We start from the raw sequence: 26,493 nt of genomic DNA, 5'->3' as shown, positions 1-26,493 counted from the left end.
TATCCCTATTCCCCAATGCGGGCAATAAAAAACCGGCTGCAGTTCATAACTGCAGCCGGTTAACATTAATAGTTTACATTTTTTCAGGTGCGGAAACCCCAACAATGCGAAGCGCATTTTGAATCGCAATTTGCGTGGCTTTCATCAACGCGTATCGTGCCGTTGATTTTTCTTTGTTTTCGGCATCCAGAACACGTTCTGCATTATAAAAGCTATGCAGGGCGGAAGCGAGCTCAAAAACATAATTGGTCATTCGGTGGGTCAGCATTTTTTCAGCGGCTTCTTCAACCGCTGCCGGGAATTCCCCAAGTTTTTTCAGAAGTTCAAACTCTTTTTCAGAAGAAATCTGAGACAGATCAAGCTCTCCGTCATAAGACAAGCCCATTTCGGCTCCCTGGCGCAGCATGCTGCATACGCGGGCATGCGCATATTGCACATAAAATACAGGGTTTTCGTTGGATTTCGAAACGGCGAGATCCATATCAAAGTCAAGATGTGTGTCAGAGCTTCTCATCGCAAAGAAGTAACGGGTCGCATCCACGCCCACTTCTTCCATCAAATCTTTCAGCGTAACGGCTTTACCGGTCCGCTTGCTCATTTTCACCTTTTCCCCATTCTGGAAGAGGGACACAAGCTGAATGATCAGGACTTCCAGCTGCTCGCGGTTGTACCCGAGCGCTTCGACCGCTGCTTTCATGCGCGGAATATAGCCATGGTGATCGGCTCCCCAAATATTGATCAATTTCTCAAATCCGCGGTCGAGCTTATCCTGATGGTAAGAAATATCAGGTGTTAAGTAGGTATAAGAACCATCATTCTTAATCAGCACGCGGTCTTTGTCATCTCCGAAATCGGTCGTTCTGAACCAGGTGGCACCATCTTTTTCATAGACCACATTCGCTTCTTTCAGCTTTGTGAGTGCTTTGTCAATCTTGCCGGACTCGTATAGAGAGGATTCAGAATACCAGACATCAAAGTTCACACGAAAGTCGGCCAGATCGATTTTAATTTTCTCCAGCTCTTTTTCAAGACCATACTTGCGGAAAAATTCAAACCGTTCCCTCTCATCAGCTGCTGCCCACTTATCTCCGTATTCGGCAGCAAGGTCCTTCCCAAATTCAATGATGTCTTTTCCAAAATAGCCATCCTGCGGCATTTCCTTTTCCTGCCCGAGCGCTTCGAAATATCGCGCTTCAATGGAATAGGCCAGGTTGTTGATCTGGTTACCTGCATCATTGATATAAAATTCGCGGGAAACGTTAAACCCTGCAGTATCAAGAATATTGCAAAGAGAATCACCTACAGCCGCTCCGCGTGCATGGCCAAGGTGAAGGTTGCCCGTCGGATTTGCAGACACAAATTCAACCTGTACCTTTTCGCCTTTTCCGTAATCCGTTCTTCCATACTTTTCTCCGGCTTTAAGGATTGCAGGAACCAAATCGGTTAAATAAGCATTATCCATATAAAAGTTGATAAAGCCTGGGCCGGCAATTTCCAGCTTGCTGATGGACGCCTTGCTCTTGTCAAAATTTTTGAGAATTTCTTCCGCGATCACTTTCGGAGCTTTCTTCGCGATGCGCGCCAGCTGCATAGCCATATTGGTCGCATAGTCACCGTGTGATTTGTCTTTGGGTGTCTCCAGAACGACTTCAGGAAGCTGCTCTCTTTCCGCTAATCCGGCTTTTATTACCGCTTCCTCAATCTCCTGCTTTAAAAGGAGTTTTACCTGATCTACAACGTTCATGCTTCCGCCTCCTGAAATTTTATCTTTATCGTATATCTTCCTGTATCCTCGCCCTGCAATACAAGCCCGTAATTCAGGGTCAAGTCACCTTTTTTTACTTGCTGGTTCCAGCGGAAACTCATCTGATGGGTAGTGGTTTCCATCCACAGCTGTCCATATGGCGTATCATACATTCCCTGGGTGGTCTGTCCGATCAGAAACTTTTGCCGCATGGTTACACTGCCGCTTCTCAGGATCACAATGCCTTCGTGATTCATCTTAATCACATTGTTGACCGATCCAGCTCCCTCTATAACTTCGGAATACCTCAGGTAGGTGCTGTCTCCCTTTTTATACAGCGTCCCTTCTGCCTCTCCCGTATGTACGTCTTTTTCATTCGCATGCTGTATGACGGTTTCCAGTGTTAAATTGACCGCAATACCTGCACCTTGTCCATCCATATCGGATCCGTCCTTTTTATTTTAAAATCTATTTCGAACAGAAAGCCTTCTACAGCCCCTGCATCACGCTTCATATATATAACTCAACTATTATAAAGGATTCTTCCCTAATTCTTCAACCTTACCCCGTCATTTAAAAAAGAAAAACGCACTTTTCTGTATGAAAAGTGCATTAAGAGGCCGGAAGGGTAATCCTGACGGTCGTCCCCTTGCCCGGAAGGCTTTCAATATCAATTTTTCCCTGATGCTCCTGGATAATCTTAAAGCTTGTCATTAAGCCGAGCCCAGTCCCTTTTTCTTTAGTGGAATAAAAGGGTGCACCGAGCTTTTCGAGGCTTTCCGGCGGTATGCCGCATCCCTGATCCTGAATCGTCACTTCAATGTCCGTTCCTTTTTGCAGGCAGTCGATGTGGATGATGCCCCCGTCCGGCATCGCTTCAATGGCGTTTTTCACCAGATTGATGAACACCTGCTTCAGTTCATTTTCCACACACTGAACAAGCGACAGATTTTCCTCCAAATCGCACACGATATGCACATTATGAATGAGCGCCTGGCGGTCGAGCAGTGCGACAACGTACTCGATCAATTCGTTGATATCTTTATTGTCCACCGTCTTTGACTGCGGTTTGGCCAAAATCAGAAGCTCCGTAATAATTTGTTCAATACGGTTCAGCTCATCGAGCATAATTCCGTAATACTTATCACAATCCACAATGCCCTTCGATTGGAAAAGCTGTATAAACCCTTTTAACGCAGTGAGCGGATTCCTGATTTCATGGGCAACGGAAGCCGCCAGCTGGCCCACAATGGAAAGCTTATCAGAGTTTCTCAGCAGTTCCTCCGCTTCGAGCCGCTCGGAAATGTCACGGGTAACCGCGATAATTTCAATCACTTGTCCTGTTTTCTCATCCTTGATTCCCCGGCAGGCAGCCTCTACCCATCGGTATTCCCCATTTTTATGCTTCAGCCTTAATTGAAAGTTGCCAATCTCCCTGCCATCAAGCAGCTGATTATGTGTTTCCAGCGAACGGCGTATATCATCCGGATGAAAAAGGGCGAATGCTTTCTTTTTCAGCAGCTCCTGTGGAGTATATCCCAGCAGCTGCTGGCAGGCAGGAGATACATATTGCATATTCCCATCCAGCGTATGTGTGGAAATCATGTCTGTTGAATTTTCCGCGAGCAGCCTGTATCTCGATTCGCTTTCCAGCAATTTTTCGTGGGAAGAGACCTGATCTGTGATTTCCCGGCCGAAAACAAGCAGATTTTTCCGTTTGCCTTCCTCGGTAAATATCGGTATTTTGTACACGTCAAATACCCGGTCACCTGATGGCATCGGAATTTTTTCAAGGCACCGCTCCAGCTTCCCACCCTGCCACACGGTTTCATCGGTCTGGATACAATAGTCGAATACAGGCTTGAAGCAGGGAATCAGGCGTCCAAGGTCTGCATCTGTTTTTCCGATAAAGCCGCCATGGGAATAGCCAAACAGTTCTCCCGCAAATTTATTGGCATAGACAAACTTGCCGTTCCCATCCTTTATCCCGATAAAATCGGGCACGATATGGGTCAGGCTGACGAGCAGGTCTTTTTGAGGATCGCACACCGTATCAGGTTCATCTTCCTGCATGCAAGGCTTGAGAATGCAAACCAGATAGTTGCTGTCCGTACCAAGCTCATCAAGCCTGACAACCACCCGCTGCAAATTTTCCGGCACAACAGCCCGCTGTTCCTGTAATTGCTCATTAAAATCTGGAAGGAGTTTCGAAATGGGGAGGCCTTCCATCTCTGTCTTGGTTTTTCCGGTCAATTGCTGTGCAGCCACATTCATCTCCTGAATCATAAAGTCTTTGGATAATAATAAGACAGGATCCGACAATTGGTCCATAAATGGCATTGGAGATTGCATAAGCTTATTTTCCATTCCTCCCACTCCTTTCCACGTACAAATTTGTTTACTTTGTTTAACTATACCAAAATTGACACAAATCTGTAACTTTATTTCGACAAAAAAAGACGAAAGCCGGAGATCCGGTTTCGTCTTTTGCTGGAGGCTTTGTAAGTTGTCGATCTTCGTTCCAGGTTGCTCGCTTTCCTCGGGCGGGCGCTGAGCCTGGCCTGCGTAATCGCCTATTTGCCCGTTGCTTGGTCTTGGGGACCGGCGAAACGCCTTCCAAGTCTCATCTGTCCCGCTTTCCCGAAGGAGTCTCGTACCTTGCACTACAATCAACTGTTCATCGAAGAACAACCAGGCTCAAAAAACAGAAATCGTTTACTTTTTGTTCACCCATCCCAGCAGGATTTCGCGCAGGAATTTGCTGGCTGCGATTGGGGTTTGTTCGGAAGGGTCGTAAATGGGAGCGACTTCAACGAGGTCGGCTCCAATCACCTTTACATCGGATTCGGAAATCAGCTGAATGGCTTCAAGAAGTTCTTTTGACGTAATTCCGCCTGCTTCTGCTGTTCCTGTCCCCGGTGCGTGAGCGGGATCAAGTACGTCAATGTCGATGGTTACATAAACATTGCGGCCGGCGAGTGTCGGCAATACCTTGCGCAACGGCTCTGCCACATCGAATTTGTGCATGTGCATGCCTGACTCTTTGGCAAACTGGAATTCCTCTCTCATTCCCGAGCGGATGCCAAACGAATAAACATTCTCGGCTCCAATCAGTCCGCACGCCTTGCGGATCGGAGTGGAGTGAGAAAGCGGCTCGCCTTCATATTGTTCACGAAGGTCAGCATGTGCATCAATGTGGATGATGGCAAAATCCTCATATTTCTCATTCAACGCTTTAAATATCGGCCAGGAGACAAGATGCTCCCCTCCCATGCCAAGTGGAAATTTACCGGCATCAAGCAAAGTTGTAATGTACTCCTCGATGAGATCCAGGCTTCGCTGCGGATTTCCGAAAGGAAGCGGAATATCTCCTGCATCAAAATAGTTCACTTCTTCCAGGTGCTTGTCCGCATAAGGGCTATATTCTTCCAGCCCCAGGGAAGCCTCCCGGATTCTTGCCGGTCCAAAGCGGGAGCCCGGGCGGAACGATACCGTCCAGTCCATCGGCATTCCATAAAGTACAGCATCCGCTGTTTCAAAATCGGGTTTGCTTAAAATAAATACGTTGCCGGAATAGGCTTCGTCAAATCTCATGGCGTCATGTGCCCCTTTCTCTTACTGCAGAACCTTTGTTGCTTTTGGAAGGGTTGATCTCCGTTCCAGGATGCTCGCTTTCCACGGGCGGGCGCTGAGCCTTACCGGCGTAAACGCCTACCTCCTCGTCGCAAGCTCCTGCGGGAACGGCGCGAGCGCCTCATTGGTCTCATCTGCCCCGCTTTTCCCGCTGGAGTCTCGCACCTTCCACTACAATCAACTGATCAAAGAAGACCATCCTTTAAGGCAACAATGATTACTTAATAAGGTCTGCAACGAACTTCGGAAGGGCGAACGCCGCTTTGTGAAGTTCTTTTGTCCAGTATTTCGTTTCAATGTCATGGAAACGCTCTTCGTTCACTTCAAGTGGATCGTATTGCTTGGAACCGATCGTAAACGTCCAGAGTCCGCTTGGGTAGGTTGGAATGTTTGCGGTGTAAAGACGTGTAATCGGGAAAATTTCGCTTACGTCCTTGTATACTTGAGAGATCAGTTCAGGCGTAAACCAAGGGTTGTCCGTTTGCGCTACAAAAATTCCGTCCTCTTTCAACGCTTTGGAGATGCCTTCGTAAAATCCTTTTTCAAACAGCTTTGCTGCCGGGCCAACCGGCTCAGTGGAATCCACCATGATCACATCATACTGATTTTCACTCATGGCGATATGCATGAATCCGTCATCCACTTTTACTTCTACACGGGAGTTTTCGAGCTCACCGGCGATTTCAGGAAGATATTGCTTGGAGTACTCGATCACTTTTCCATCGATCTCAACCAAGGTTGCTTTTTGAACAGATGGGTGCTTCAATACTTCACGGATAACGCCGCCGTCTCCGCCGCCGACAACCAATACCTGTCTAGGGTTTGGATGGGTGAACAAAGGCACGTGGGCAACCATTTCATGATAAACAAACTCATCCTTCTGGGTGGTCATCACCATTCCGTCCAAAATAAGCATGTTGCCGAATTCTTCTGTTTCTACCATATCTAGTTTTTGGAATTCTGTTTGCTCCGTCACATATGTACGTTTAATCTTCGCAGTAATTCCAAAATTTTTCGTTTGTTTTTCCGTGAACCATAGTTCCACAGTCATCACTCCTCTATTTGAAATGCCAGGCATCGTTGTTCTTTTAACAAACATTACGATTATAGCATTTACTTTTTTGTTATTCCACACGCAATTTATGCTAAACCCTGCTTATCCCTCAGAAAGGGAATCCTACTTTGCTTCTGTTGTAAGATTGCCTGATTCAAAGGGCTTAATCAATGCGTGCAGCGTTTCGATATGAGGAAGACGGAGCCCGCATTGTTTTGCCAGGCGGAGCGCCCCTCCCTGAAGATGGTCGACTTCGAGGCTCAAACCCTTTCGCCTGTCCTGGTGCATGGAAGAAGTAGCTTCGCAGGAGAGGCCGCTGACCCGGCCCATCGTTTCCTCAATTTCCTTGTCTCCCAAATCAATGTCGAAAGCATTTGCCAGGTTCTTCATTTCCTGAAGCACTGACCGGAACAGCAACAGTGTATCTTCTTGTTCTCTGATTCTTCCTATAGGCAGGTTGGCGGCCGTTGTTACTCCTGAAAAAGCGGTGATGAACATATATTTTTGCCAAAGACTTTTACTGATTGTACCGCTCAAGATTCCGTTCATGTTGCTGTTTTGCATGACCTGTTCCAGCTCTGTGCACAGCTTTTCCTGAGAAGGGTGGAGCGGCCCGTAAACAATATCATGCGATTCACTTGTATGTACGGGATGTCCTTTTTCATCAAGAGTAGCAATAATAAATGCCGATCCCCCAAGCACCGCCTCTTCGCCCAGCTCCTCCTGGAGTTTGTAAATATGCTCGATCCCGTTCAACAGAGGCAGCACTCTGGCTCCCCTGGCAACAAATTTTTTCAAGGCGGGAAGAGTTTCACTCAAATGATAGCCTTTCACTGAGAGCACCAGAAGATCACATGCTTCTGCCTCGTCGGGATCAACGATCAGCTTCGGATTTTCCAGCTGATAATCACCGGCCACACTGTGGATGTTAAGGCCCTGCTCCTCAATCTGCTTTTTCCTCTTTTCCCGTACCAAAAAAGAGACGTTCTGCCCCGCCTCGGCCCATCTTCCTCCATAATAGGCTCCAAGCGCCCCTGCTCCAAACATTACAATATTCATGTTATCACCCTGCCTTTGTTATAGTCAGAAATTTCTCTCTCTTATAGTACCGCAGGAAACCTGTGATGCCCAAAAGAACCGCCCGGCAGCAGCTTTCTTTTTTGAAGTTGAATGCAACGGCACACAAGTTGGCCATACTGGGAAGACAATAGTAAAAGGTCCCTTGGGTGGTCGGCGCACTCTCTTTAGCAAGCTGCAACCAATCGTGTACAGGCTTTGCACGAAAGGGGGTGGTGCCTCTGACTACAGTTGAAGCGCTGATGTTTGCCGTTTCTTTTGCGTCACTGATCGTTTCTGTGATGTCGCATAAAAAATAGACCGCCCACGGAGCCCCAACTCACGGAAACGGTCTATCTTTTTTCGTTTTGATTAAATGGCAGCCGGCCGTCCTGGGGAAGACCCACTATTGCCCCCGCTGGCCTGCATGCCAGCGGTTTTATTTTGCAGCATTTCTGCCTTATTCATACGCATTTTTTCAAAATTAATAAGCGTCCGTTCCGGTTAAACGCGCCTGATCAGGTCTTCCGCCCGGCTCTTCGCTTCAAACATTACTTTTTCTTCATCCATCGTCAGCAGTTCACGATGCTTCATGATCCATTTGCCGTCAACCATGACCGAATCCACATCCTGTCCTGCGGCCGCGTATACCAACAGGGAAGGATCCTGGTGGGCAGGCACCAGGTGGGGCTGGTTCATGTTCATCAACACCAGATCCGCCTTTTTACCAACCTCAATGCTTCCTGTTTCTTGGCCGATTCCAAGGATTTCTGCTCCATTCTTCGTTGCCATCGTCAATATTTCATGTGCCGGAAGTGCCGAAGCATCCTTTTGCAGCAGCTTCTGCATCCATGCAGCGGCCTTCATCTCCATGAACATGTCCAGTGTACTCGCACTGCCAGGTCCATCGGTGCCGAGACCGACCTTGATTCCTCTTTTGGCAAGCTCCAAAAGATTCGCCGTGCCGCAGGCGAGCTTTGCATTGCTCACCGGATTGTGGATAATACCGCCATTGAGTCCTTCCAGTATGGTCAGATCATCTTCCGTGAAGTGCACACCGTGAGCAAGATTGACACGTGTTTGATCAAAGAAGCCAGCCTGCTGCAGGTATTCAACAGGGCTCATATTATGGCGCTCCTGGATCATGTTCCGCTCATCCGCCGTTTCTGCGAGGTGGGTGTGCAGTGGTACGTTCAGTTCTTTGGCCAGCTTCACCGCATCCTGCAAAAAGTCAAGCGGACACATGTAAGGGGAATGAGGCGCGATCATCACGGTAATTCGCCCATCCTCCTGTCCGTGCCATTTTTTCACAAGATTACGAGACTCTTCGATGCGGTCACTGTAATTGGAATCCATGGCGATCATACCCCGGGAAAGGGAAGCACGGATGCCGGTCTCCTGCACAACTCCTGCAATGGTATCCATATCTATGTACATATCCGCATACGCCGTTGTTCCGCTTTTTATCATTTCAGCGATGGACAGCATCGCGCCCCAGTACCGGTCCTCACTTGTCATTTTCATTTCCGCCGGAAGCATTTTTTTATTCAGCCAATCCATTAACGGAAGATCATCACTATAGCAGCGAAGCAGAGACATCGGTGTATGCTGATGCCCGTTGACAAGACCGGGAAGGATCAGATAATCCTTCACATCCGATACTTCGTGCTGGGCATATAACGGTTCAAGATTTCCGATTTCCTGAATCGTGTTTCCTTCGATGAGCAAATCGTCCTGCCGTTCACTCCACGTTCCGTTCGTTTCTATTAAATAGCGCGCATTCTTCAGAATCAATGTATAACCCTCCTGCTTTCCTTTGTTCGTTATGGAAACAGTATAACATTTCCCCCTGCTCCCACGTTTAGAAGAGCCCTTGTTATCCCATACTAGAAACAGATCATCATAAGGAGGGGTTTTCTGTGTCCTGGCTTAAACAATGGAAGGAGTACAGCAGATTAGAAAAAGTAAAATTGGCGGGCAAACTGGCTGCCATTTTGTGCGCAGCCATGGCTGTTTGTCTGACGGGTATACTTCTTTTGGCTAAATTTATGGGACCGCCTCCTTTGCTTGTACCGCAAACGACCGTGATTCATTCAAGCAGCGGCGAAGAAATCGGGGAAATCAGCAACTCGGGGCAAAAGCGGACATGGGTGCCGTTGAACAGGATGAGCCCCGCATTGATCGAAGCCACATTGTCCATTGAGGACAAGAACTTCTACCATCATCACGGATTTGATTTTAAAAGGATTGGCGCAGCCCTTTTGGCAGACCTCCGGGCAGGGGCAAAAGTACAGGGAGCAAGCACCATCACACAGCAATTCGCCCGGAATCTCTTTTTAACTCATGACAAGACCTGGCTCAGAAAAGGGATGGAGGCGTTTTATACCATCCGGCTGGAGATGAATTATTCCAAGAATCAAATTCTTGAAGGCTATTTAAATACCATCTATTACGGCCACGGCACCTATGGCATCCAGAGCGCCTCCGCCTTTTATTTCGGAAAGGATGCAAGCCACCTCAGTATATCTGAGTCTTCCATGCTCGCCGGAGTGCCAAAGGGGCCCGGTTATTACTCACCGCTTTATCATGAGGACCGCGCAAAAGAGCGGCAGGGAATCATTTTAAAGGCCATGGAGAAAAATCGTTACCTGTCAAAAAGAGAAGTACAGGAAGCTTCCGCTGCGCCGCTTACGATAGTGGCCGAAAAAGAGGTGCAAAAACCAAAAATTGCACCTTACTTCCAGGCGGAAGTGATGAAAGTCCTGAAAAAAGAACTGAAAATGGACCCCAAGCAGATTGAGCTTGGCGGCCTTCATATCTATACAACGCTTGATGTTTCCATGCAGAAGGCGGCCGAAAAAGAGGTTGAAGAGAGGATTGACTCAGATTCCTCGATCCAAACGGCGCTCGTGTCCATGGATCCAAGAAACGGTGATGTAAAAGCACTGGTGGGAGGAAGAAACTATGCCGAAAGCCCGTTCAACCGGGCGATCCAGGCAAAACGCGCTCCCGGTTCCACGTTTAAGCCATTTTTGTACTATACGGCGCTGAAAAACGGCTACACAGCGTCAACTGCCATTAAGAGCGAGCCCACATCCTTTGCGATGGGGGACGGGCAAAAAGATTATGAACCGAAAAACTATAACAATCTGTATGCCTATGACTTTATTACCTTGTCTGAGGCGCTGGCGTTATCAGACAATATTTATGCGGTAAAAACCAATCTTTATCTCGGGCCCAAAAAGCTGGTCAAGGCGGCACGGCAGTTCGGCATCAAAAGCCCTCTCGCCAGTGTGCCATCACTTGCGCTTGGCACAAAAAACGTAAGCGTGATGGAGATGACCAACGCCTACAATCTGTTTGCCAACGGCGGCAAAAGGGTGGAGCCCGTTTTTATCAAGGAGATTACCGACAGCAAAGGCCGGGTTCTTTATGAGCATCATTACAAACAAAAACAAGTGCTCGACAAAAAAGCAGCATTCGTCATGACCAATCTAATGAAGGGAATGTTTGATGAAAAGCTGAATGATTACGCCAAGGTTACCGGCGCGAGCATTGATCAATATTTAACCCGCCCGGCTGCTGGAAAATCAGGCTCCACACCGACCGACAGCTGGATGGTCGGGTTTACTCCGCAGCTCACAACTGGTGTGTGGATTGGATACGACCAGGGAAAAGAGATCAACCGGATCAATGATGGCAGCTATTCCAAGAAAATTTGGGTGCATTATATGGAGGATGCCTTAAAAAATGAACCGGCAATGGCGTTCAAGAAGCCAAAAGGGGTAGTAGGCGTGATGATTAACCCGAAAAACGGGAAGCTTGCCACGAAAAATTGCCCCGTCAAAAAGAAAACTTACTATATTAAGGGAACCGAACCGACCGAATACTGCAACGAGCATGCCGGCGACCTCCCAATGAACTCCGACGGCCTCGATCATAAGCGAAAAGGCTGGTTCCAGAAGGCATTTCCGTGGTGGCATTAATGAGTTTGGGGGATTATAGCGTGTGCGGAGCTGATTACTTGCGGTTCGACATGATTTAGTTGCGGCAACGGACCAAATACTTGCGGTTCGACACGATTTAGTTGCGGCACGGGCCGAAATACTTGCGGTTCGACACGATTTACTTGCATATCACGTCATTTTCATAAAAACTCAACACAAAATAAACAGCCCGGGTGCTCACGAAGAGCTCCCGGGCTGTTTATTGTCCTAGCAACATTGTGTGTGCAATGCTAGCTTCAGTTTACTGTATGAACGAGAATTGTCACAAGTTATTTATAAAATGTTCAAAAAGAGTTCATAACTCTTCCAATTTTATGGCAATAATTTCCTGACTTCGGCAGAAGAGCGGTTGAATACTCCTTCATCGTGGTTCTTTAAAAACTCTCCGAGCAGCCTTTTGGACGTGTCGTCCATATCGTCCACGATAATATGGCCCTTTAACGATTTATCCATGCGGTTCACGTGCTCCGGCAAACTCTTATAACCCCGGCGCGCCTCCACATCAATCTGCATTTCACAGGCGGTCACACCATAGTAGTAAGGACCTTCTTCATTCCGGTTGATCGTTACCCATACGAGCCAGTATGGCCGTGGGTTCGGTGTATTCGAGCGGTCAGGCGTAAATTTAATCCGTTTTTCGATGTCACTTCTGGCATGCATCGCACCCATATCAACATAGGCGTCTCCGTCGACAGGATCCACGATAACAGGTGTCATGTGGTCCAGACTGAGTGCACCTACACCATAGCCGCCATGGCCGCTGGTGGAATCGCCGCTTAAAATAGTGAAGCCCATACCTTTTTTATTTTTATCTGGATTCGATCCGAAAATATCTTTCATCATAAACCTCCCGAAATCACATCAGTTCTGTTTTTATTTTACCACAAATCTCTTCCTTTTAAGTCCGCAAGCGCTCGTCTTGTATCTTAGAACTTAAAAGCGGCAAGAATACCTAATAATAAAGAATATAAATGGGTTGCATCGAAACCTAAAAACGAATATTATAATTAAGTATTTAAAAATTGTTCGTATTTTTGGAGGTACTTCCATGTTTTCATCTTTCTTTAAACTAAAAGAACGCGGAACAACCGCAAAGCAAGAAGTGATTGCCGGAATCACAACCTTTTTGACCATGGTCTATATCGTTGTCGTCAATCCGATCGTGCTTCATTCAGCCGGTGTTCCATTTAATACAGTATTCATGGCAACGATCATCGCCACTGTGGTCGGAACCTTGTGGATGGCACTGTTCGCCAACCTGCCGATCGCCATTGCTCCCGGTATGGGACTGAATGCCTATTTCGCTTTTTCCGTGGTAGGCACTCACACCAACATTTCCTACCAGACCGCTTTTGGAGCAGTTTTTGTTGCCGGGATCATTTTTGTGATTTTATCACTGACCCCTTTTCGCGAAAAATTGATTGAATCCATTCCTGCCAATTTGAAGTATGGAATTACAGCAGGGATCGGTCTATTTATTGCTTTTATCGGCATGCGCATGACCGGGATCATCACCGCTCATAAAGAAAACCTGGTAGCGCTCGGTGATCTTCACTCCCCATCTGTCATGCTCGCATTGGCAGGTTTGGCGATTACGCTCATTCTGATGGCACTCAATGTGAACGGCGCTCTTTTCTTCGGAATGATCATTACTGGAATTATTGCATATTTTACGCATCAGTTAAAATTTAATGGCTTTATGTCTGTTCCTGAAATGCCAAAAGATTTATTTATCTTCGGCAACCCGCTGACCGCCTTTGCCGATGTGTTTCAGTATGGATTGTTCGCAGTGGTTTTCTCCTTCCTGCTTGTGACCATTTTTGATACGACAGGAACGATGGTCGGTGTCGCTGAACAGGCTGGTTTGATGAAAAATAATAAAATGCCAAAAGCACGTGAAGCACTTCTTGCAGATTCAGTTGCAACAACAGTAGGTGCGGCGCTCGGGACAAGCCCGACAAGCGCTTATATCGAATCAACTTCAGGTGTTGCGGTCGGCGGCCGTACAGGATTAACTTCCGTGACCGTTGCTGTGCTGTTTATACTTGCTGCCTTTTTCTCGCCGCTTGTGAATGCCATTTCCGGCCTTTCCGCCATCACGGCGCCTACACTGATTATTGTCGGCAGCCTGATGCTCGGAGCGCTTGGTAAAATTAAATGGGAGCAGCTGGACGAAGCATTTCCTGCATTTATCATTATTTTGACCATGCCGCTGACTTCAAGCATCGCAACCGGAATTGCCTTTGGCTTCATTTCCTACCCACTGCTGAAAATTGCCCGGGGAAAATGGCGTGAAGTACCATTCCTTGTTTATCTGTTCGCTGTATTGTTTTTCTATCAGCTCGCATTTTTACCACACTAATCTAATATTTAAAAGCAGGCCCCATCTAAAGGGAAGCCTGCTTTTTTTCTTTTTTCGGCCAAATGGTATAGCTGAAGCTGATGACAAAGTCTGCAGCCAATACGATTGACCAGAGGTAAATGGTTCTGGTCAGTTCTTCCGTTCGTGCCGGATCCCCAATCAGCAGGATCATCAGGCCTAGCAGCAAACAGCCGATGCCCCAGGAAAGCAGATGGCGCAGCCAGCCTTCCCGTTCATGTCTTGCATGGGCACGGCCGTGCTTCACCTTTTTTGGCTTCTGGCCATTCGCAAACCGGTACGCAAAACGCTCATCCGCCCACTTGATCATTCGTTTACCAAAACCTATCGTAACACCAATGTACACCGCTGCGAGGGAATGGGTAAAATCAGCCGCTATCCCTGTGTTCAAGTGAATAATCGTAACGGCCAGGAGCACCAGGTCGACCACCGGGGTTGCAAGCAAAAAGATAGAACCGAGTTTCTTCCGTTTCAGCACATACCTTGAAATCAGGCCGGCCAGCACAAAAACCCAAAACGCAATCTCACAGACAACAATCATCCAACCTATCAAAAAGTCCACCTCTTTTTTAACACGATTGTATTAAAAACAATATAACACAACTGTATTAAAAAGACAATTTCTGTTATACTATAACTATGCCAAAACTAGTCGATCACGAAAAACAAAGAAAAAAAGTCGCAGAAGCCGCCTGGAGAGTAATCCAGCGGGAGGGGATGGAGCAGGCGACCGTCCGCAAAATCGCTGAGGAAGCCGCAGTGTCTGCCGGATCCCTGCGCCATTATTTTTCCACCCAATCCGAGCTTCTTGCGTTCTCCATGGAGCTGGTCTCTGACCGTGTAAAAGAAAGAATAGGAAAAACAACATATGACGGGCCGCCGCTTGAAGCAATGAAGGCCTTGCTGCTCGAATTGCTTCCAGTGGATCCGGAGAGAAAACTGGAAATGGAGGTATGGTTCGCGTTCACGGCAAGGTCGCTCTCCGACCCTGATCTGCACGAACTCGGTACAAGCGTTTTTAACGAAATGAGAGAGGTTATGCTTCATATCACGCAGGGGTTAAAGGACCTTGAGCTGGCCCGCCCCGGACTTGATGCGGAATTGGAAGCGGACAGGCTGCTGGTCTTCATTGACGGCCTCGCTCTGCATATGATCCTTCATCCAACTCTTTACCCCCGCGAATATTGTGAAGGCATGGTGGCGAAGCATCTGCAGTCACTCTGCCTGCCATAAACGCAAAAAGAAAGCCTCCTGATTACCATTCAGCAGGCTTTTCTTTCTGTGCAAAATGCTAGTTAATATTCAGTTTTCCTTTCGCAATCTCGCTTGCTGTGTTGCCGTAATCGTCTGCTGCCCTGACTTCAACCGTTGCTCCCGTAGCCCTGACGTTGGACGTCGCTGTGTAGTACCCCTCATAGTGGCCAGGGGACGTTTCGCGCATTGGAAGCTCTGTAGCATTGGATGTGGCTGCTTTTGTGTTGGTCAAAGGCATGTGGATCACAAACGTCGCATCCAGATCTTCTGAACTGTCGAACTCGATTTTAACGGATTGGCCGACCTTCAGACTCTTGTTCTTATCCGGCTTCACATTCTCGAGGACAAGCTCTTCAAACTGGGCGTAGACCGTGACCTGTTTGGTTACTGCATTGCCCGCTTTATCTGTTGCTTTTACCTTGATCACATTTTCACCAAGGTCAAGCATCATGCGGTAAGAATAGGTTCCGTCATCTTTCACGGTGACGTTCTTTCCGTTTACTTTTACAGATTCAAGATTCTCTTCTGTAACCTTGCCTTTTACCGTTACCGTTTCTTTGTTTGTTTTCAGTCCATTTGCAGGGCTGTCAATGGTCAGCACCGGCTTCTTCTGATCCAGTGTAACTTTTACCGGAGCGGATTCATCCGTGCTTCCGCGGTCCGTTACCACTTTGGCGGTCAGTACATTTTCTCCATTGGAAAGGGTAACATCCGCTGCAAATTTGCCGTTATCATCAGCTGTGGCTTCGGCCGCTTTCTTGCCGTCCTTCAAAATATGGACCTTCACGCCAGCAACGGTTTGCCCTTCTACTTTTACAGTCTCTTTATTGGTAAAGCTGCCGTCTGCTGGAGATGTAATCACCGGAGCGGTAACCTCATAATCCACAAGGGCACGGATCATGTAGTTTCCTTCATCTGCAGGAGATGGGGACCATGCTCCGCCAACATATTGCCAGCTTCGTCCGGCATTTGTTCCATTTTCATCGGTTCCAAGACCAGGTGCATTCGGATTCGGGTCCGCCTGGAAGTAGACCATATAGAAATCCCCTGTCACCTGAATGCCGTAGCTGGAGAGATCAACCGTCGTCCAGTCACCATTTCGCTGAGCGGTGAAATTGATCGGTCCTGCTACTTTCTTGCCAGGTGCGCCATCCGGGCCGCTTGCATCATAAACAGCCACTTGTGCCCGGGTTCCGCCCGGTACCGGCCATTCTGTATCCCAGAAGCGGAATTTCCCGCCTGTAACTACCGCCTGGTCTTTTCCGGCCGGCAGTGACATTTTAACTGCCCAGCCGTTACCTGCATCATAGAAAGCATGAGCATTTTCAGCTGTGCCGTCATCATAGCCAATTTCTCCGCCAGGAGCGGTAATAAAAGGCTTAAGCGCAAAATCTTTGTCTGTCGTTTCGTTGCCATTAACGGTTACCTGGGTATCTTCTCCGTAGTACCCGGCAGCCATGACTTTAAGGGTGTAAGTTCCTTCATACACCGATAAACTGTAATTGCCGTTTGCATCGGTTTTTACCGGCTGAACGGCAGCGTCCTCAACCACATAAACAGTGGCATCCTTAATTGGCGCTCCGGTTTGTTCATTGGTTACCGTACCGGAAATGGTGCCTTTAGGGATTGCTTCGAGTACGAAATTCTTCACCACTTCTCCGTCTGCAGGAATGGTGACATTTTGCCTGGCCGAACGGAAGCCGTAGGATTCTGCAATGAGAGTGTAGTCACCTGCTGCGTGAGTCAGGGAGTACGTGCCGTTTGCAGGGTTGGTTGTTGTTGAACGTCCGGTTTCCAGCACACTGACAACTGCCGGGATTGGAAGACCGTTCGGTGCAGCCATCAGCCCTTTTCCTTCAGCTTTTTTGATTTTCAGCGTGTTTACCGGCTGAATCTTGCTTGGATCCACTTTTTCTTTCGCGGAGTCCTTCACATCTGCATCCGCCGTCTGTTTGCCCGTATCTTTCAATGTGGCTGGTGCGCTGGCCAGCTTAACGTCATCCAGGTACCAGCCCGGCTTGACCACACTGCCATCCGTTTTCAGATTAAAGGCAACATAGATGCGCTGATTGGCATACTCCGAAAGATCCACCTGTCCGTTGATCCATGCGTTGCTCTTGTTTGTGAAGCGTGCTTTTTCAGTCCAGTTTTGCTGATCGGTTGATACGAAAACCTGAGCATAGTCATAATTGTTTTCAATCTCAAACCAATGCTTGAACTGAAGGTATGCCGGACCGCCACCCAGGTCGATTGGCGGCATTTTCAGCGCCATGTTTGCGCTGTTGTCGTAATTGCCGTCAAGGTTGGTCGCGTATACCTTTGTGCCTGACGCTGCATTACCCGGTCCTGAAGTCGGTGTGCCCCATTCCCAGGTGTTGAGTGTGCCGGAAGACGTCCAGCCCGTGGGCTCTGATTCAAAATCAGTCGAATAACCGACAGTGATTCCCGGAAGAACATTTACGTTATAAGAATCAGTCGTTACTTCATGCTGGCCATAGTCAACAATCTTCCATCGGTATGTTACGGATGAAACGGCAATGGCATTACCAGGAAGGATCGCGGTATAGGTGCCTTCCTCATAATTTCCGCCTGTTCGATCGGCTTCGACAGACTGCCAATTTCCGTCACGATCCTGATATTGAAGAGTGACAGAGGAAATGCTGATGTTGTCTTTGGCTGTGATGGTGAGAGGCAGATCCATACCCGCATACGTTTCTTGAGGCGCTTCATGCGTGTAGGTCGGCGCTTCCGAATCCTCTCCCTCTTTTAAAACGGTTCCTTTTACTTTCCCGAGCCCGCTGATGATGGAAGATACGGCATCAAACACGTTTAGGAGTCCGTGTCCATAACCGTTATTCGGGCTTTCAGGATAGGCACTGTCTGTTAAAGGAACTGCTGTTTCCTTAAGTATTTGTTCAATGTCAGCTACTGAAAGGCTGGCATTCACCTGCCGCAGAAGTGCTACAGCTGCTGACACATGCGGTCCGGCCATGGAGGTTCCATTCCATCCTCCTTCATAGTTCCCGCCAGGAACGGAAGAACGGATATTAACGCCCGGTGCTGAAATTTCTGGCTTCATGATGCCCCCGTATGGAGATGGTCCGCGTAAAGAGAAGGAAGCGAGTGCATTGTTGATGTCCGTTGCCCCTGTGGCAAAGGATTCAGGATAGTTTGCAGGGTTGGCCACAGATCCCGGGCCCCCTGGGTTTGTTAAAGTTGTGTTACCTGCAGAAAATTCGGGGAATATTTCGGCCGCGCGCCAGTTTTGTACCATTTGCCGATACCAGTCATCAATTCCAGGGCCGCCTCCCCAGGAGTTATTAACCACATCGGGTGCTTTTTCCGGGTGAGGGTTGCCTTGAGCATCCGTCGGAGCAATAATCCATTGTCCTGCTTCGAGCAGGTCTGCATCCGTCCCGCCGGCAGGTGTAAACGCTTTGACCGCAATCCATTTGGCGCCTGGTGCCACACCAATTTGATTGTTGCCTTCACTGCCGACCATGGTGCCCATGGTATGTGTTCCGTGGCTGTCATCATCGTATGGCGCATTGCGTCCGGCAGTGGCATCAAACCAGTTATATTCATGGTTAGCCGAGCCGTCGGCCGCATTAAATCCACGATATTTACCTTTTAGTGCCGGATGGTCCCACTGTACACCGGTGTCAATGTTGGCCACCACGGTGCCGGCACCATCAATGCCCAGCGCCCAAGCCTGCGGTGCTCCAACCCGGTCAATGTTCCATTCCACTGAAGCCGTATCAGCTTTTATTTCTTTTTGATTTTCAATCTTTTTTGCTGCTTTTGCAGCTTCTACCGTTGGAATCGGCTTTGCGCCCGTTTCCTTTACCGGCTGAATTTGTCTGATTTCATTTGGAAGGACTTTGTCAACTTCAGGAAAAGACGATACTTTCTCCATCACTTCTTTTGTTGCTGTAACTGCCATGCCGTTCACGATGAAGTAGGAGCGGATGTTTTTCGCGTTCCCTTCCTTCTTCTGCTTCGTTAAGTATTCTTTAACGCCACTCTGAGTTTGGTCCGCTGTCGCTCTCAATAAAGAAACAACGGCAGATCGTTTGTTCAGTTCTGTCTGAAAGGCGCTAAGCTTTTGCTTTTTCGCATGCTGCGAAGCTTCTTTTGCAGCTTTTTGCGTATCCGCCTGCTCTTTGAACTTGATCAGGAACGTCACTTGTTCCTTATCGCCGAACTGTTTTTTCAGTTTGCTGCTGACTTTAACTCCCCCGGAGGCATTACTCTTGTTCATGGAGACATAAGGCTTCGTCTCCGCTGACACAGCCGCCTGTTTCGGAAGCAGCAAAGGAATCAGCAGACTAAGGCACATGATAATACTGAATAAGCGAAGATGTTTGACTTTCATTCGTTGAACGTCCTCCCTTCAAAGTTACCACCGAACCTAACCAATAAAAAAAACCACCCTCCTCTGCTAAAAAGTTTTTTGCGCAAGAGTCTGGAAGTTAACTTAATCATAAGGGAAGAAAAATATGGAATCTACTTGTAAATTACCAATATTGTAAAAATAAGTAAAATGTAGGACGTGTGATATAGGTATTTGATCATGAGTATTCTCTTGCTTCAAAAGAAAAAATGGATTTTAACGGTGGAGTTCCACATCAAACTTAACGCTTATTTTTACAGGTAAAAATTTACTATTTTTTTCAGCAAAGGAGTTTTACATCTTTTTACCTGAGTCCAAATACCCTCTGTTACTTATATAGGCAATTTGAACTCCGCCTTTTTAACTATGTGATTCCAAAAAAAACTGACTTTCTGCAGAGAGTCAGTTGGTTCAGGAATGAAATTTACTGCAAAATGCAGCCTTCAAGCTGGCTGATAAACTTGTAGCCTTCCTGAATTTCTTCTTTTGTATATTTTTGCTTGGCTTTTAAGGTATGAATTTTATCGGTGACTTCTTCTACAGGCAAGTGGTAAAAGAACAGAATGGTAGAAACCAGTTCCAGAAACCGCGAAGATTGTTCGTTCATCGTCCTGATGCACTCTCCGAGCTTTGGAATGTTGGTTCCATAGCTTGCCAGAAAGCCCTCTCCCTCTTCATTCAGGGAATAACGGTATTGCGAATAGCCGCTCACCTTTTCCTTTTTCTCTAAAAGGTAGCCCAGATTGCAGAGCTCCTCCACGCGCAGTGTCAGCTCCTCGGAATAAGGCCCGTAAAAATGAAACTCGTACTTTTCCTGAAAAGGGAAGTTAAGCTTCTTGGCAATATAAATCATTTTTTGCAGTTTTTTTCGGCCAACAACTTCTCCCGCTTCCTTAATGACGGTTATGACCTTTAAATGATCATCAAACACATTTTTTCCCCCTAACGTAAATCCGTTTCATCCTTTTTCAATATGTGTTTTATTTTTTTCTTTAATTCGCTGTTATCTATTTTCTCAATGAGATCGGCTGGATAATACAGCTTGTGATCGGTTCTTCTTTTTCCCGAAATAGCTTCCACCACATCCGATTCCCTCGAAAGCTCGCGTATTTCGCCATTGGCTTTTAAAAGGTTAATCGGCAAACGTTCTTCTTTTTCTCCCGGACGGTAAAAGTCATACGGCAAATCTGAGGAAGAGTCGACCACAAGGTAGTATTTTGGATCAATCCCCGCCTCTTCCAGGTAGCCGGACAGCTTAAGTACTTCAGAGACAGCAACCATCTCCGAATACTTGAACAGCTTTCGGTCAAGGAAACGGCGGCACAAATCACGAAGAATGCCGTCTTCCTCCTCCATCCATACCTGGAAATAATACTGCATGACTCCTTCATCCAGCTTTATGTAATCTTCTAATGTAATTTCCCCTTCAAACAGAGAGCGGAAATGTGTAAGATCTTGTTTGAACGCGTATCCTTCACGGTATAAATCCTTTGCCCGGTGAAGAATTTTGCTTAAAATGACTTCAGCGCTTCTTGTAACCGGATGAAAATAAACCTGCCAGTACATCTGGTAACGGCTCATGATGTAATCCTCAACTGCATGCATGCCGCTCGCCTTGATGACGGCTCCATCCTCCATGGGCCTCATGACCCGCAGAATCCGCTCGAGGTCGAAATTCCCGTAACTCACTCCGGTAAAATACGCATCGCGGAGAAGATAGTCCATCCGGTCGGCATCAATCTGGCTGGAAATCATGCTGACGACGAGCTTGTCATGATAGGTCTTTTCTATCACTTCCGCTACTTTTTTCGGAAAATCGCTTCCCTGCATCCGAAGAATTTCATTCACTTCCGTGTCGCCGAGCAGAATCGCTCTTGTGTAATCTTCATGGTCGACACCGAACACCTTTTCAAAGGAATGTGAAAAGGGACCATGGCCGATGTCATGCAGCAGGGCTGCACTGAGCACCAGCATCCGCTCTTCCTCGTTCCAATGAGGACGGTTATGAAACACCTCGATGATGCGTCTTGTAATCTCATATACTCCAAGGGAGTGACTGAAGCGGCTGTGCTCAGCCCCGTGAAACGTCAGGTAGGTGGTGCCGAGCTGGCGAATCCGGCGAAGCCGCTGAAACTCGCGCGTGCCAATTAATCTCCAGATCAGCTCATCTCTTACGTGTATATAACGGTGAACCGGATCCTTGAACACCTTTTCTTCATTTAATTGACCCATTTCTTTCGCCATATCTTAATAAATGCTCCTTCAGCCGCTATTAGTTTATGTTTAAATTTCTGCTAAAAATAGAAAATCCCTTCTCAGGCAAGCTTGTCGAAAGAAGGATAATTGTGTAGGTTATTTGAATGTTTTCATGTGAAGTATACCCTATTCTACGTGGTTTCGAACCATGAAACAACAAACAAAAGAAGCGGTTTGTGACATCTTTATTTCTTTTACGCTTGCATGCTTTCTTTTTCTGCTTCTATCAAAAAAGAAGATTCTTTTTGAAAGAGCCATGGTGCTTGAGGGTAGTTGATTTCCGTTTCGGGATGCTCGCTTTCCGTGGGCGGGCGCTGAGCCTGGCCGGCGTAATCGCCTACTTCCTCGTCGCTTGGTCCTCGGAACCGGCGAAACGCCTTCCTGGTCTCATCTGTCCCGCTTTTCCCACTGGAGTCTCGCACCCTTCACTGCAATCAACTGTTCAATGAAGCATTTTTAAAAACATTTCCTTAAAAAACAAAAAAAGAAGGCCGCGGGAGCCTTCTTTGGGTTTATTGGGTATCGATTACTTGGTCTTCTGTGTCTTCTTGTTTGTAGGCATCTACCATTAGCAGGATGGCGGTGATGATGTGCATGATCATTCCGACGAAGGGGATCCAGGCGATGCATGAGGTGATAATGCCCATGATGCTTCCGTGTTTTGCGGTGCCTTCTTTTGAAGCGAAGACGAGGGTTGCGATATGGAGCGCGAGGGCAAGGACGAGGGGTGTCCAGGCAAAGGAGAGAACAATGGCTCCGCCGACAACCGGAAAGCCAAGCAATGCTTCATAACCTCCCGAAATCCATTTTAATGTTTTCGATAAGTTTCTATTCAAGGAATTTTCCTCCCATTCTCTTCGTTCGTTCCATTCACTATACCTATGCATACGTAAATACATTCCAAAAAGTTGCAAGAAAATAGTACGGCATGGAAGCATGGCTCACTGTTGCGTTATACTAAGGAGTGAACGATAGAATCAGGAGGTTTAACTCGTGGATCAATTTCAAAATGACCAAAATGGACAGGCATGGAATGAAAAGTCGTACGAAGCCTGGACCCATCGATTTGGCGAGCCGGCGAAAGCGGCCGCAAAAATAAAAAAAGACCCTGTTAAGCGGCTGAGCCCGCTGGAATCATACATTGGAGATGTTAAAGGCAAAAAAGTCTGCAACCTGCTCGGTTCGCACGGCAGCAAAGCAGTAGCCATGGCCCTGCTGGGCGCTGAAGCAACGGTAATCGATCTGTCTGAGCCGAACGAACGTTACGCGAAGGAGCTGGCTCAGGAGGCGGGTGTGCAGCTGAGGTATGTACGAAGCGATGTCCTGGAGCTTCCAAAAGAAGAACTGACCGGTGATTACGATCTCGTATTAACGGAAAACGGAATTCTTCACTATTTTACGGACCTTGTCCCGTTTTTTTCGACGGTCCATGGCCTGCTCGCCTCCGGAGGCAAATTTGTTCTGCAGGATTTCCATCCCGTATCTACTAAACTGATCACCTCGCAGGGTAAAAGCCAGGCGGTGAGAAAGCATAAGGTAACCGGTGATTATTTCAGCACAGAGCTTGAAACAGTGGATGTATCCTATTCCAAGTTCCTTCCTGAACTGCGTTATGCGACTGAAGAGGAACGAAAGCCGTATCAGGTGGCGATCCGCAAATGGACCATCGGGGAAATTGTGACCGCACTCGGTGCTGCCGGCCTGTTTATTACGGAGCTGAAGGAAGAGCCGCATCCCGGTGATTTTGACCAGGGGATTCCCAAAACATTTATCATTGAAGCGGAGAAACGATGAACCATGACCACATCCCTTTTATTTCAGCCAAAATGGCGTATTATCGACCAATCTAGTCTGGGGCCGTCCTTTGACGCCCTCTCTTCCTTTGGGATGGATGACACGCTGTGTACCACAGTCGGGAATGGAGAGTCCTCTCCCACCATCCGCACGTGGGTTCACCATAACACCATTGTTCTTGGCATCCAGGATACACGTCTACCTCACCTGGAACAAGGAGTGGCATCCCTTACATCCAAAGACTACCGCGTCATTGTACGCAATTCAGGCGGTCTTGCGGTCGTTCTCGATGAAGGTGTACTGAACATCTCCATTATTTTGCCCGAAAAGGACAGCAGCATTGAAATCAATAAAGGTTACGACACAATGGTGGAACTGATTGAAAAAATGCTGCTTCCTTATAACGTTTCCTTTGAAGCGAAGGAGATAGTTCATTCTTATTGCCCGGGAAGCTATGACCTGAGCGTGGGCGGCAAAAAGTTTGCAGGCATCTCGCAGCGCCGGATCCGCAACGGAGCAGCCGTTCAAATCTATTTGTGTGTCAATGGCAGCGGATCAGAACGGGCAGAAGCGATCCGTGAATTTTACGAGCGGGGCCTTCAGGGGGAAACGACGAAATTCACATACCCTGACATCCATCCGGAAGTGATGGCATCCCTGTCCGAGCTCACCGGCCAGCCATTAACGGTCAGCGATTTGATGACCCGCCTCCTTTATGTACTGAAGGACGAAAGCAATCATCTCGTTTCCTCACCGCTGTCGGTAAATGAAATCCAGTTGTACGATTACAACTATCAGCGCGTCTGGGAACGAAATGAAAAAGCACTGGAGAAGATGTAAATCCTCTCTCAGTGCTTTTTTTATTCCAGCTTTTCTTATAGGGCCTGCATGGCAGTAATCAATGCCAGCTTGTACACATCTTCTTCATTGCAGCCGCGTGAAAGGTCGTTCACCGGCATGTTCAATCCTTGAAGAATCGGGCCGATCGCTTCATAGCCGCCGAGACGCTGAACCATTTTGTAGCCAATATTTCCTGTTTCAAGGCCAGGGAAGATGAAGACATTCGCTTCTCCCTTCAGTGCGGAATCCGGAGCTTTCTTTTGGGCAACGGAAGGGACAAAGGCTGCATCGAACTGCAGCTCGCCGTCAAACGGAAAGTCAGGGTTCTTCTCTTTAAGCAGTTGTGTCGCTTCCACCACTTTTTCTGTTTCAGGCGATTTAGCAGATCCCTTGGTTGAAAAGCTCAGGAGCCCCACTTTGGGTTCAATGCCAAATACACGTGCCGTATGGGCGCTGACAATGGCAGATTCCGCAAGATCTTCACTGGTAGGCGCAATATTGATCGCACAATCGGCAAACACATATTTCTCATCACCTTTAACCATGATGAAGGCGCCTGATGTTTTTTTAATGCCTTCTTTAGTTTTGATGATCTGCAGCGCCGGACGTACAGTATCTGCCGTCGAGTGTGCCGCTCCGCTCACCAGTCCATGTGCTTTGCCTGTGTAAACAAGCATGGTTCCAAAGTAATTTCCATCCAATAAAATTTCACGTGCCTGCTCTTCTGTTGCTTTTCCTTTGCGGCGTTCCACAAAAGAAGATACAAGGTTTTCAAATTCGGCATAATCTTTCGGGTCGACCAGCTGGATGTCACCCAGCTTCACACCAAGTTCCTCAGCTTTTGCTGCAATCTCCCCGGTATTGCCAATGAGGATCGGGCGTAGTACATTTTCTTCTGCGAGTCTGGCGGCAGCTTTCAAAATACGCTCGTCCGTTCCTTCCGGAAATACAATGGCCGGGTTTTCCTCTTTGACTTTTACTTTTAGTTCTTTAAATAAATCGCTCATGCGAGTAGCCTCCTGTTCCTGTGCATTCTTTTACTAGGGTACTCTACTTTGGGTGGGTTTTAAACCTATACCCACAATTGAAAGCGTTTCTGACAATAAGTTGTTATTTTTCGAAAATTAATGCAGTGCCCAGGAGGTTAATTTTGTAAATTAATTTGAATCCTTTTATCCTAAACTGCGTATAACGTACTATCAAACCAAGGGAGATGTTGGATGTGTCATTCATGAACAAAATGCTGGCGAGTATTGGAATCGGTGCGGCCACAGTAGATACCATTCTAAACACAAACCGTTTTATTCCCGGGGAGGAAATAAGCGGAACCGTACAGATTATTGGAGGAAAGGCGGCGCAGCCTGTTGATTCTGTTTCATTGTTCCTCATGACAGAGTACATAAGGGAAACCGATGACAAAAAAATTCACGAGCACGCAGTGGTGGCGCGTCACAAGGTGACCGATCACCTGGTCATTCAGCCTGGGGAAACGAAAAGAATTCCTTTTGTCTTCCGCCTTCCTTTCGATGTGCCGCTCAGCATCGGCCATACACCGGTCTGGCTGAAAACAGGGGTGGATATTAAAAACGCAGTTGACCCGTCAGACAAGGATTTCATTACCGTGAATCCCGGACCGCTGGTCAGTAAAGCGATGGAAGCAATCGAAGGGCTGGATTTCTTTCTTCGAAAAGCGAAGTGTGAAGCGGCATCCAGATATAACCGTGGCCGGCTGCCATTCATCCAGGAATTTGAGTATGTTCCAACCGGCATGTTCAGAGGGAAGCTTGACGAACTGGAAGCCATATTCCTCAGCGATGGGAAAACATTGGAGATCCTGCTTGAGATCGACAAAAAGGCAAACGGCCTTTTTGGAATGCTGGAAGAGGCCATGGATATGGATGAAAAACATATCCGCCTTTCCTTCACAGAACAAGAGCTGCAGAACCCTTCCCTTTTATCCGGCAAACTTACTTCCGCGATTCAGCAATTTGTTTAATCAAAATGATTTTGTTTAATCAAAATGATGCAGCATCCCCTCTGGTTAAAACAGACGGGGATTTTTTTTTATCTCTTTCATTATGG

At 47.4% G+C, this 26,493-nt stretch carries 21 protein-coding genes; 6 read left to right on the top strand and 15 right to left on the bottom strand.

Features of this window, described 5'->3' with window-relative positions; translation table 11 throughout:
• Nucleotides 1–73: 73 nt before the first annotated feature.
• From argS to QYB97_RS09660, 7 genes are all read right to left on the bottom strand, one after another.
• Entirely contained in the window at nt 74–1,744 is a 1,671-nt protein-coding gene (gene argS, locus QYB97_RS09690) for an arginine--tRNA ligase (RefSeq protein ID WP_301165798.1), read from the bottom strand.
• The gene (locus QYB97_RS09685) at nt 1,741–2,184 is read right to left on the bottom strand and encodes a YwiB family protein (protein WP_301165797.1); all 444 of its coding nucleotides are present in this window, start codon (nt 2,182–2,184) and stop codon (nt 1,741–1,743) included. Before QYB97_RS09685 ends, argS begins: the two co-directional genes overlap by 4 nt.
• A 172-nt stretch (nt 2,185–2,356) precedes the next feature.
• Nucleotides 2,357–4,111, bottom strand: a complete 1,755-nt coding sequence (locus QYB97_RS09680; protein WP_301165796.1) for a PAS domain S-box protein — start codon at nt 4,109–4,111, stop codon at nt 2,357–2,359.
• A 348-nt stretch (nt 4,112–4,459) separates the two neighbouring features.
• Complete coding sequence (gene speB / locus QYB97_RS09675) at nt 4,460–5,338, bottom strand: agmatinase (RefSeq protein WP_301165795.1); 879 nt, start codon at nt 5,336–5,338, stop codon at nt 4,460–4,462.
• Between the two features lie 256 nt (nt 5,339–5,594).
• Nucleotides 5,595–6,422 (bottom strand): polyamine aminopropyltransferase, encoded by an 828-nt coding sequence (speE, locus tag QYB97_RS09670; RefSeq protein ID WP_301165794.1) that lies wholly within the window; start codon nt 6,420–6,422, stop codon nt 5,595–5,597.
• 132 nt (nt 6,423–6,554) lie between these two features.
• Nucleotides 6,555–7,490, bottom strand: a complete 936-nt coding sequence (locus QYB97_RS09665; protein ID WP_301165793.1) for a ketopantoate reductase family protein — start codon at nt 7,488–7,490, stop codon at nt 6,555–6,557.
• Between the two features lie 501 nt (nt 7,491–7,991).
• A complete protein-coding gene (locus QYB97_RS09660; protein ID WP_301165792.1) occupies nt 7,992–9,281 on the bottom strand; it encodes an amidohydrolase in 1,290 nt (429 codons plus the stop codon).
• A 125-nt stretch (nt 9,282–9,406) separates the two neighbouring features.
• On the opposite strand from QYB97_RS09660, the gene QYB97_RS09655 reads away from it, so the two are divergent.
• Nucleotides 9,407–11,473, top strand: a complete 2,067-nt coding sequence (locus QYB97_RS09655; protein ID WP_301165791.1) for a transglycosylase domain-containing protein — start codon at nt 9,407–9,409, stop codon at nt 11,471–11,473.
• A 333-nt stretch (nt 11,474–11,806) separates the two neighbouring features.
• Here the strand turns inward: QYB97_RS09655 and QYB97_RS09650 are convergent, their stop codons facing one another.
• Nucleotides 11,807–12,334 (bottom strand): YwhD family protein, encoded by a 528-nt coding sequence (locus tag QYB97_RS09650; protein ID WP_301165974.1) that lies wholly within the window; start codon nt 12,332–12,334, stop codon nt 11,807–11,809.
• A 208-nt stretch (nt 12,335–12,542) separates the two neighbouring features.
• On the opposite strand from QYB97_RS09650, the gene QYB97_RS09645 reads away from it, so the two are divergent.
• Nucleotides 12,543–13,856 (top strand): NCS2 family permease, encoded by a 1,314-nt coding sequence (locus QYB97_RS09645; protein WP_301165790.1) that lies wholly within the window; start codon nt 12,543–12,545, stop codon nt 13,854–13,856.
• Between the two features lie 25 nt (nt 13,857–13,881).
• Here QYB97_RS09645 and QYB97_RS09640 read toward each other — a convergent pair whose 3' ends face one another.
• The gene (locus tag QYB97_RS09640) at nt 13,882–14,427 is read right to left on the bottom strand and encodes a hypothetical protein (RefSeq protein WP_301165789.1); all 546 of its coding nucleotides are present in this window, start codon (nt 14,425–14,427) and stop codon (nt 13,882–13,884) included.
• A gap of 86 nt (nt 14,428–14,513) precedes the next feature.
• Here QYB97_RS09640 and QYB97_RS09635 point away from each other — a divergent pair, with 86 nt between their 5' ends.
• Entirely contained in the window at nt 14,514–15,107 is a 594-nt protein-coding gene (locus QYB97_RS09635) for a TetR/AcrR family transcriptional regulator (protein WP_301165788.1), read from the top strand.
• A gap of 58 nt (nt 15,108–15,165) precedes the next feature.
• Here QYB97_RS09635 and QYB97_RS09630 read toward each other — a convergent pair whose 3' ends face one another.
• The 5 genes from QYB97_RS09630 to QYB97_RS09610 all read right to left on the bottom strand — a co-directional run bounded on the left by QYB97_RS09630 (nt 15,166) and on the right by QYB97_RS09610 (nt 22,613).
• Entirely contained in the window at nt 15,166–19,503 is a 4,338-nt protein-coding gene (locus tag QYB97_RS09630) for a S8 family peptidase (RefSeq protein WP_301165787.1), read from the bottom strand.
• A 442-nt stretch (nt 19,504–19,945) separates the two neighbouring features.
• Complete coding sequence (locus QYB97_RS09625) at nt 19,946–20,452, bottom strand: YwgA family protein (protein ID WP_301165786.1); 507 nt, start codon at nt 20,450–20,452, stop codon at nt 19,946–19,948.
• An 11-nt stretch (nt 20,453–20,463) separates the two neighbouring features.
• Nucleotides 20,464–21,765, bottom strand: coding sequence for an HD domain-containing protein (locus QYB97_RS09620; protein WP_301165785.1), 1,302 nt, complete (start codon nt 21,763–21,765; stop codon nt 20,464–20,466).
• Between the two features lie 206 nt (nt 21,766–21,971).
• Nucleotides 21,972–22,199 carry a hypothetical protein gene (locus QYB97_RS09615; protein WP_301165784.1) on the bottom strand — a complete coding sequence of 76 codons (228 nt, stop codon included), beginning with the start codon at nt 22,197–22,199 and terminating at the stop codon, nt 21,972–21,974.
• Between the two features lie 90 nt (nt 22,200–22,289).
• A complete protein-coding gene (locus tag QYB97_RS09610; protein WP_301165783.1) occupies nt 22,290–22,613 on the bottom strand; it encodes a hypothetical protein in 324 nt (107 codons plus the stop codon).
• A 157-nt stretch (nt 22,614–22,770) separates the two neighbouring features.
• On the opposite strand from QYB97_RS09610, the gene QYB97_RS09605 reads away from it, so the two are divergent.
• A complete protein-coding gene (locus tag QYB97_RS09605) occupies nt 22,771–23,571 on the top strand; it encodes a class I SAM-dependent methyltransferase (RefSeq protein WP_301165782.1) in 801 nt (266 codons plus the stop codon).
• A gap of 3 nt (nt 23,572–23,574) precedes the next feature.
• Entirely contained in the window at nt 23,575–24,411 is an 837-nt protein-coding gene (gene lipL / locus QYB97_RS09600; protein WP_301165781.1) for an octanoyl-[GcvH]:protein N-octanoyltransferase, read from the top strand.
• Between the two features lie 35 nt (nt 24,412–24,446).
• On the opposite strand, the gene pta is transcribed toward lipL, so the two are convergent.
• Nucleotides 24,447–25,418, bottom strand: coding sequence for a phosphate acetyltransferase (gene pta, locus QYB97_RS09595; RefSeq protein WP_301165780.1), 972 nt, complete (start codon nt 25,416–25,418; stop codon nt 24,447–24,449).
• Nucleotides 25,419–25,642: 224 nt separating this feature from the next.
• On the opposite strand from pta, the gene QYB97_RS09590 reads away from it, so the two are divergent.
• Nucleotides 25,643–26,407, top strand: coding sequence for a sporulation protein (locus tag QYB97_RS09590; RefSeq protein ID WP_301165779.1), 765 nt, complete (start codon nt 25,643–25,645; stop codon nt 26,405–26,407).
• The last annotated feature ends 86 nt before the right edge of the window (nt 26,408–26,493 follow it).

It is taken from the genome of Fictibacillus fluitans (genome assembly GCF_030418125.1).
Lineage (GTDB): Bacteria > Bacillota > Bacilli > Bacillales > Fictibacillaceae > Fictibacillus_C > Fictibacillus_C fluitans.
Note: the sequence above shows the minus strand (reverse complement) of the source record. Positions and strands in the feature narration are given on the sequence as shown.

Bases quoted from the DNA above. Each gene is read 5' to 3' on its own strand.
- QYB97_RS09645 (WP_301165790.1), top strand. From the start codon at position 12,543: ATGTTTTCATCTTTCTTTAAACTAAAAGAACGCGGAACAACCGCAAAG.
- QYB97_RS09620 (WP_301165785.1), bottom strand. From the start codon at position 21,765: ATGGCGAAAGAAATGGGTCAATTAAATGAAGAAAAGGTGTTCAAGGAT.
- QYB97_RS09590 (WP_301165779.1), top strand. From the start codon at position 25,643: ATGAACAAAATGCTGGCGAGTATTGGAATCGGTGCGGCCACAGTAGAT.
- QYB97_RS09650 (WP_301165974.1), bottom strand. From the start codon at position 12,334: ATGAAAGATATTTTCGGATCGAATCCAGATAAAAATAAAAAAGGTATG.
- QYB97_RS09680 (WP_301165796.1), bottom strand. From the start codon at position 4,111: ATGGAAAATAAGCTTATGCAATCTCCAATGCCATTTATGGACCAATTG.
- QYB97_RS09630 (WP_301165787.1), bottom strand. From the start codon at position 19,503: ATGAAAGTCAAACATCTTCGCTTATTCAGTATTATCATGTGCCTTAGT.
- pta (WP_301165780.1), bottom strand. From the start codon at position 25,418: ATGAGCGATTTATTTAAAGAACTAAAAGTAAAAGTCAAAGAGGAAAAC.
- speB (WP_301165795.1), bottom strand. From the start codon at position 5,338: ATGAGATTTGACGAAGCCTATTCCGGCAACGTATTTATTTTAAGCAAA.
- QYB97_RS09635 (WP_301165788.1), top strand. From the start codon at position 14,514: ATGCCAAAACTAGTCGATCACGAAAAACAAAGAAAAAAAGTCGCAGAA.
- argS (WP_301165798.1), bottom strand. From the start codon at position 1,744: ATGAACGTTGTAGATCAGGTAAAACTCCTTTTAAAGCAGGAGATTGAG.
- lipL (WP_301165781.1), top strand. From the start codon at position 23,575: ATGACCACATCCCTTTTATTTCAGCCAAAATGGCGTATTATCGACCAA.
- QYB97_RS09665 (WP_301165793.1), bottom strand. From the start codon at position 7,490: ATGAATATTGTAATGTTTGGAGCAGGGGCGCTTGGAGCCTATTATGGA.
- QYB97_RS09685 (WP_301165797.1), bottom strand. From the start codon at position 2,184: ATGGATGGACAAGGTGCAGGTATTGCGGTCAATTTAACACTGGAAACC.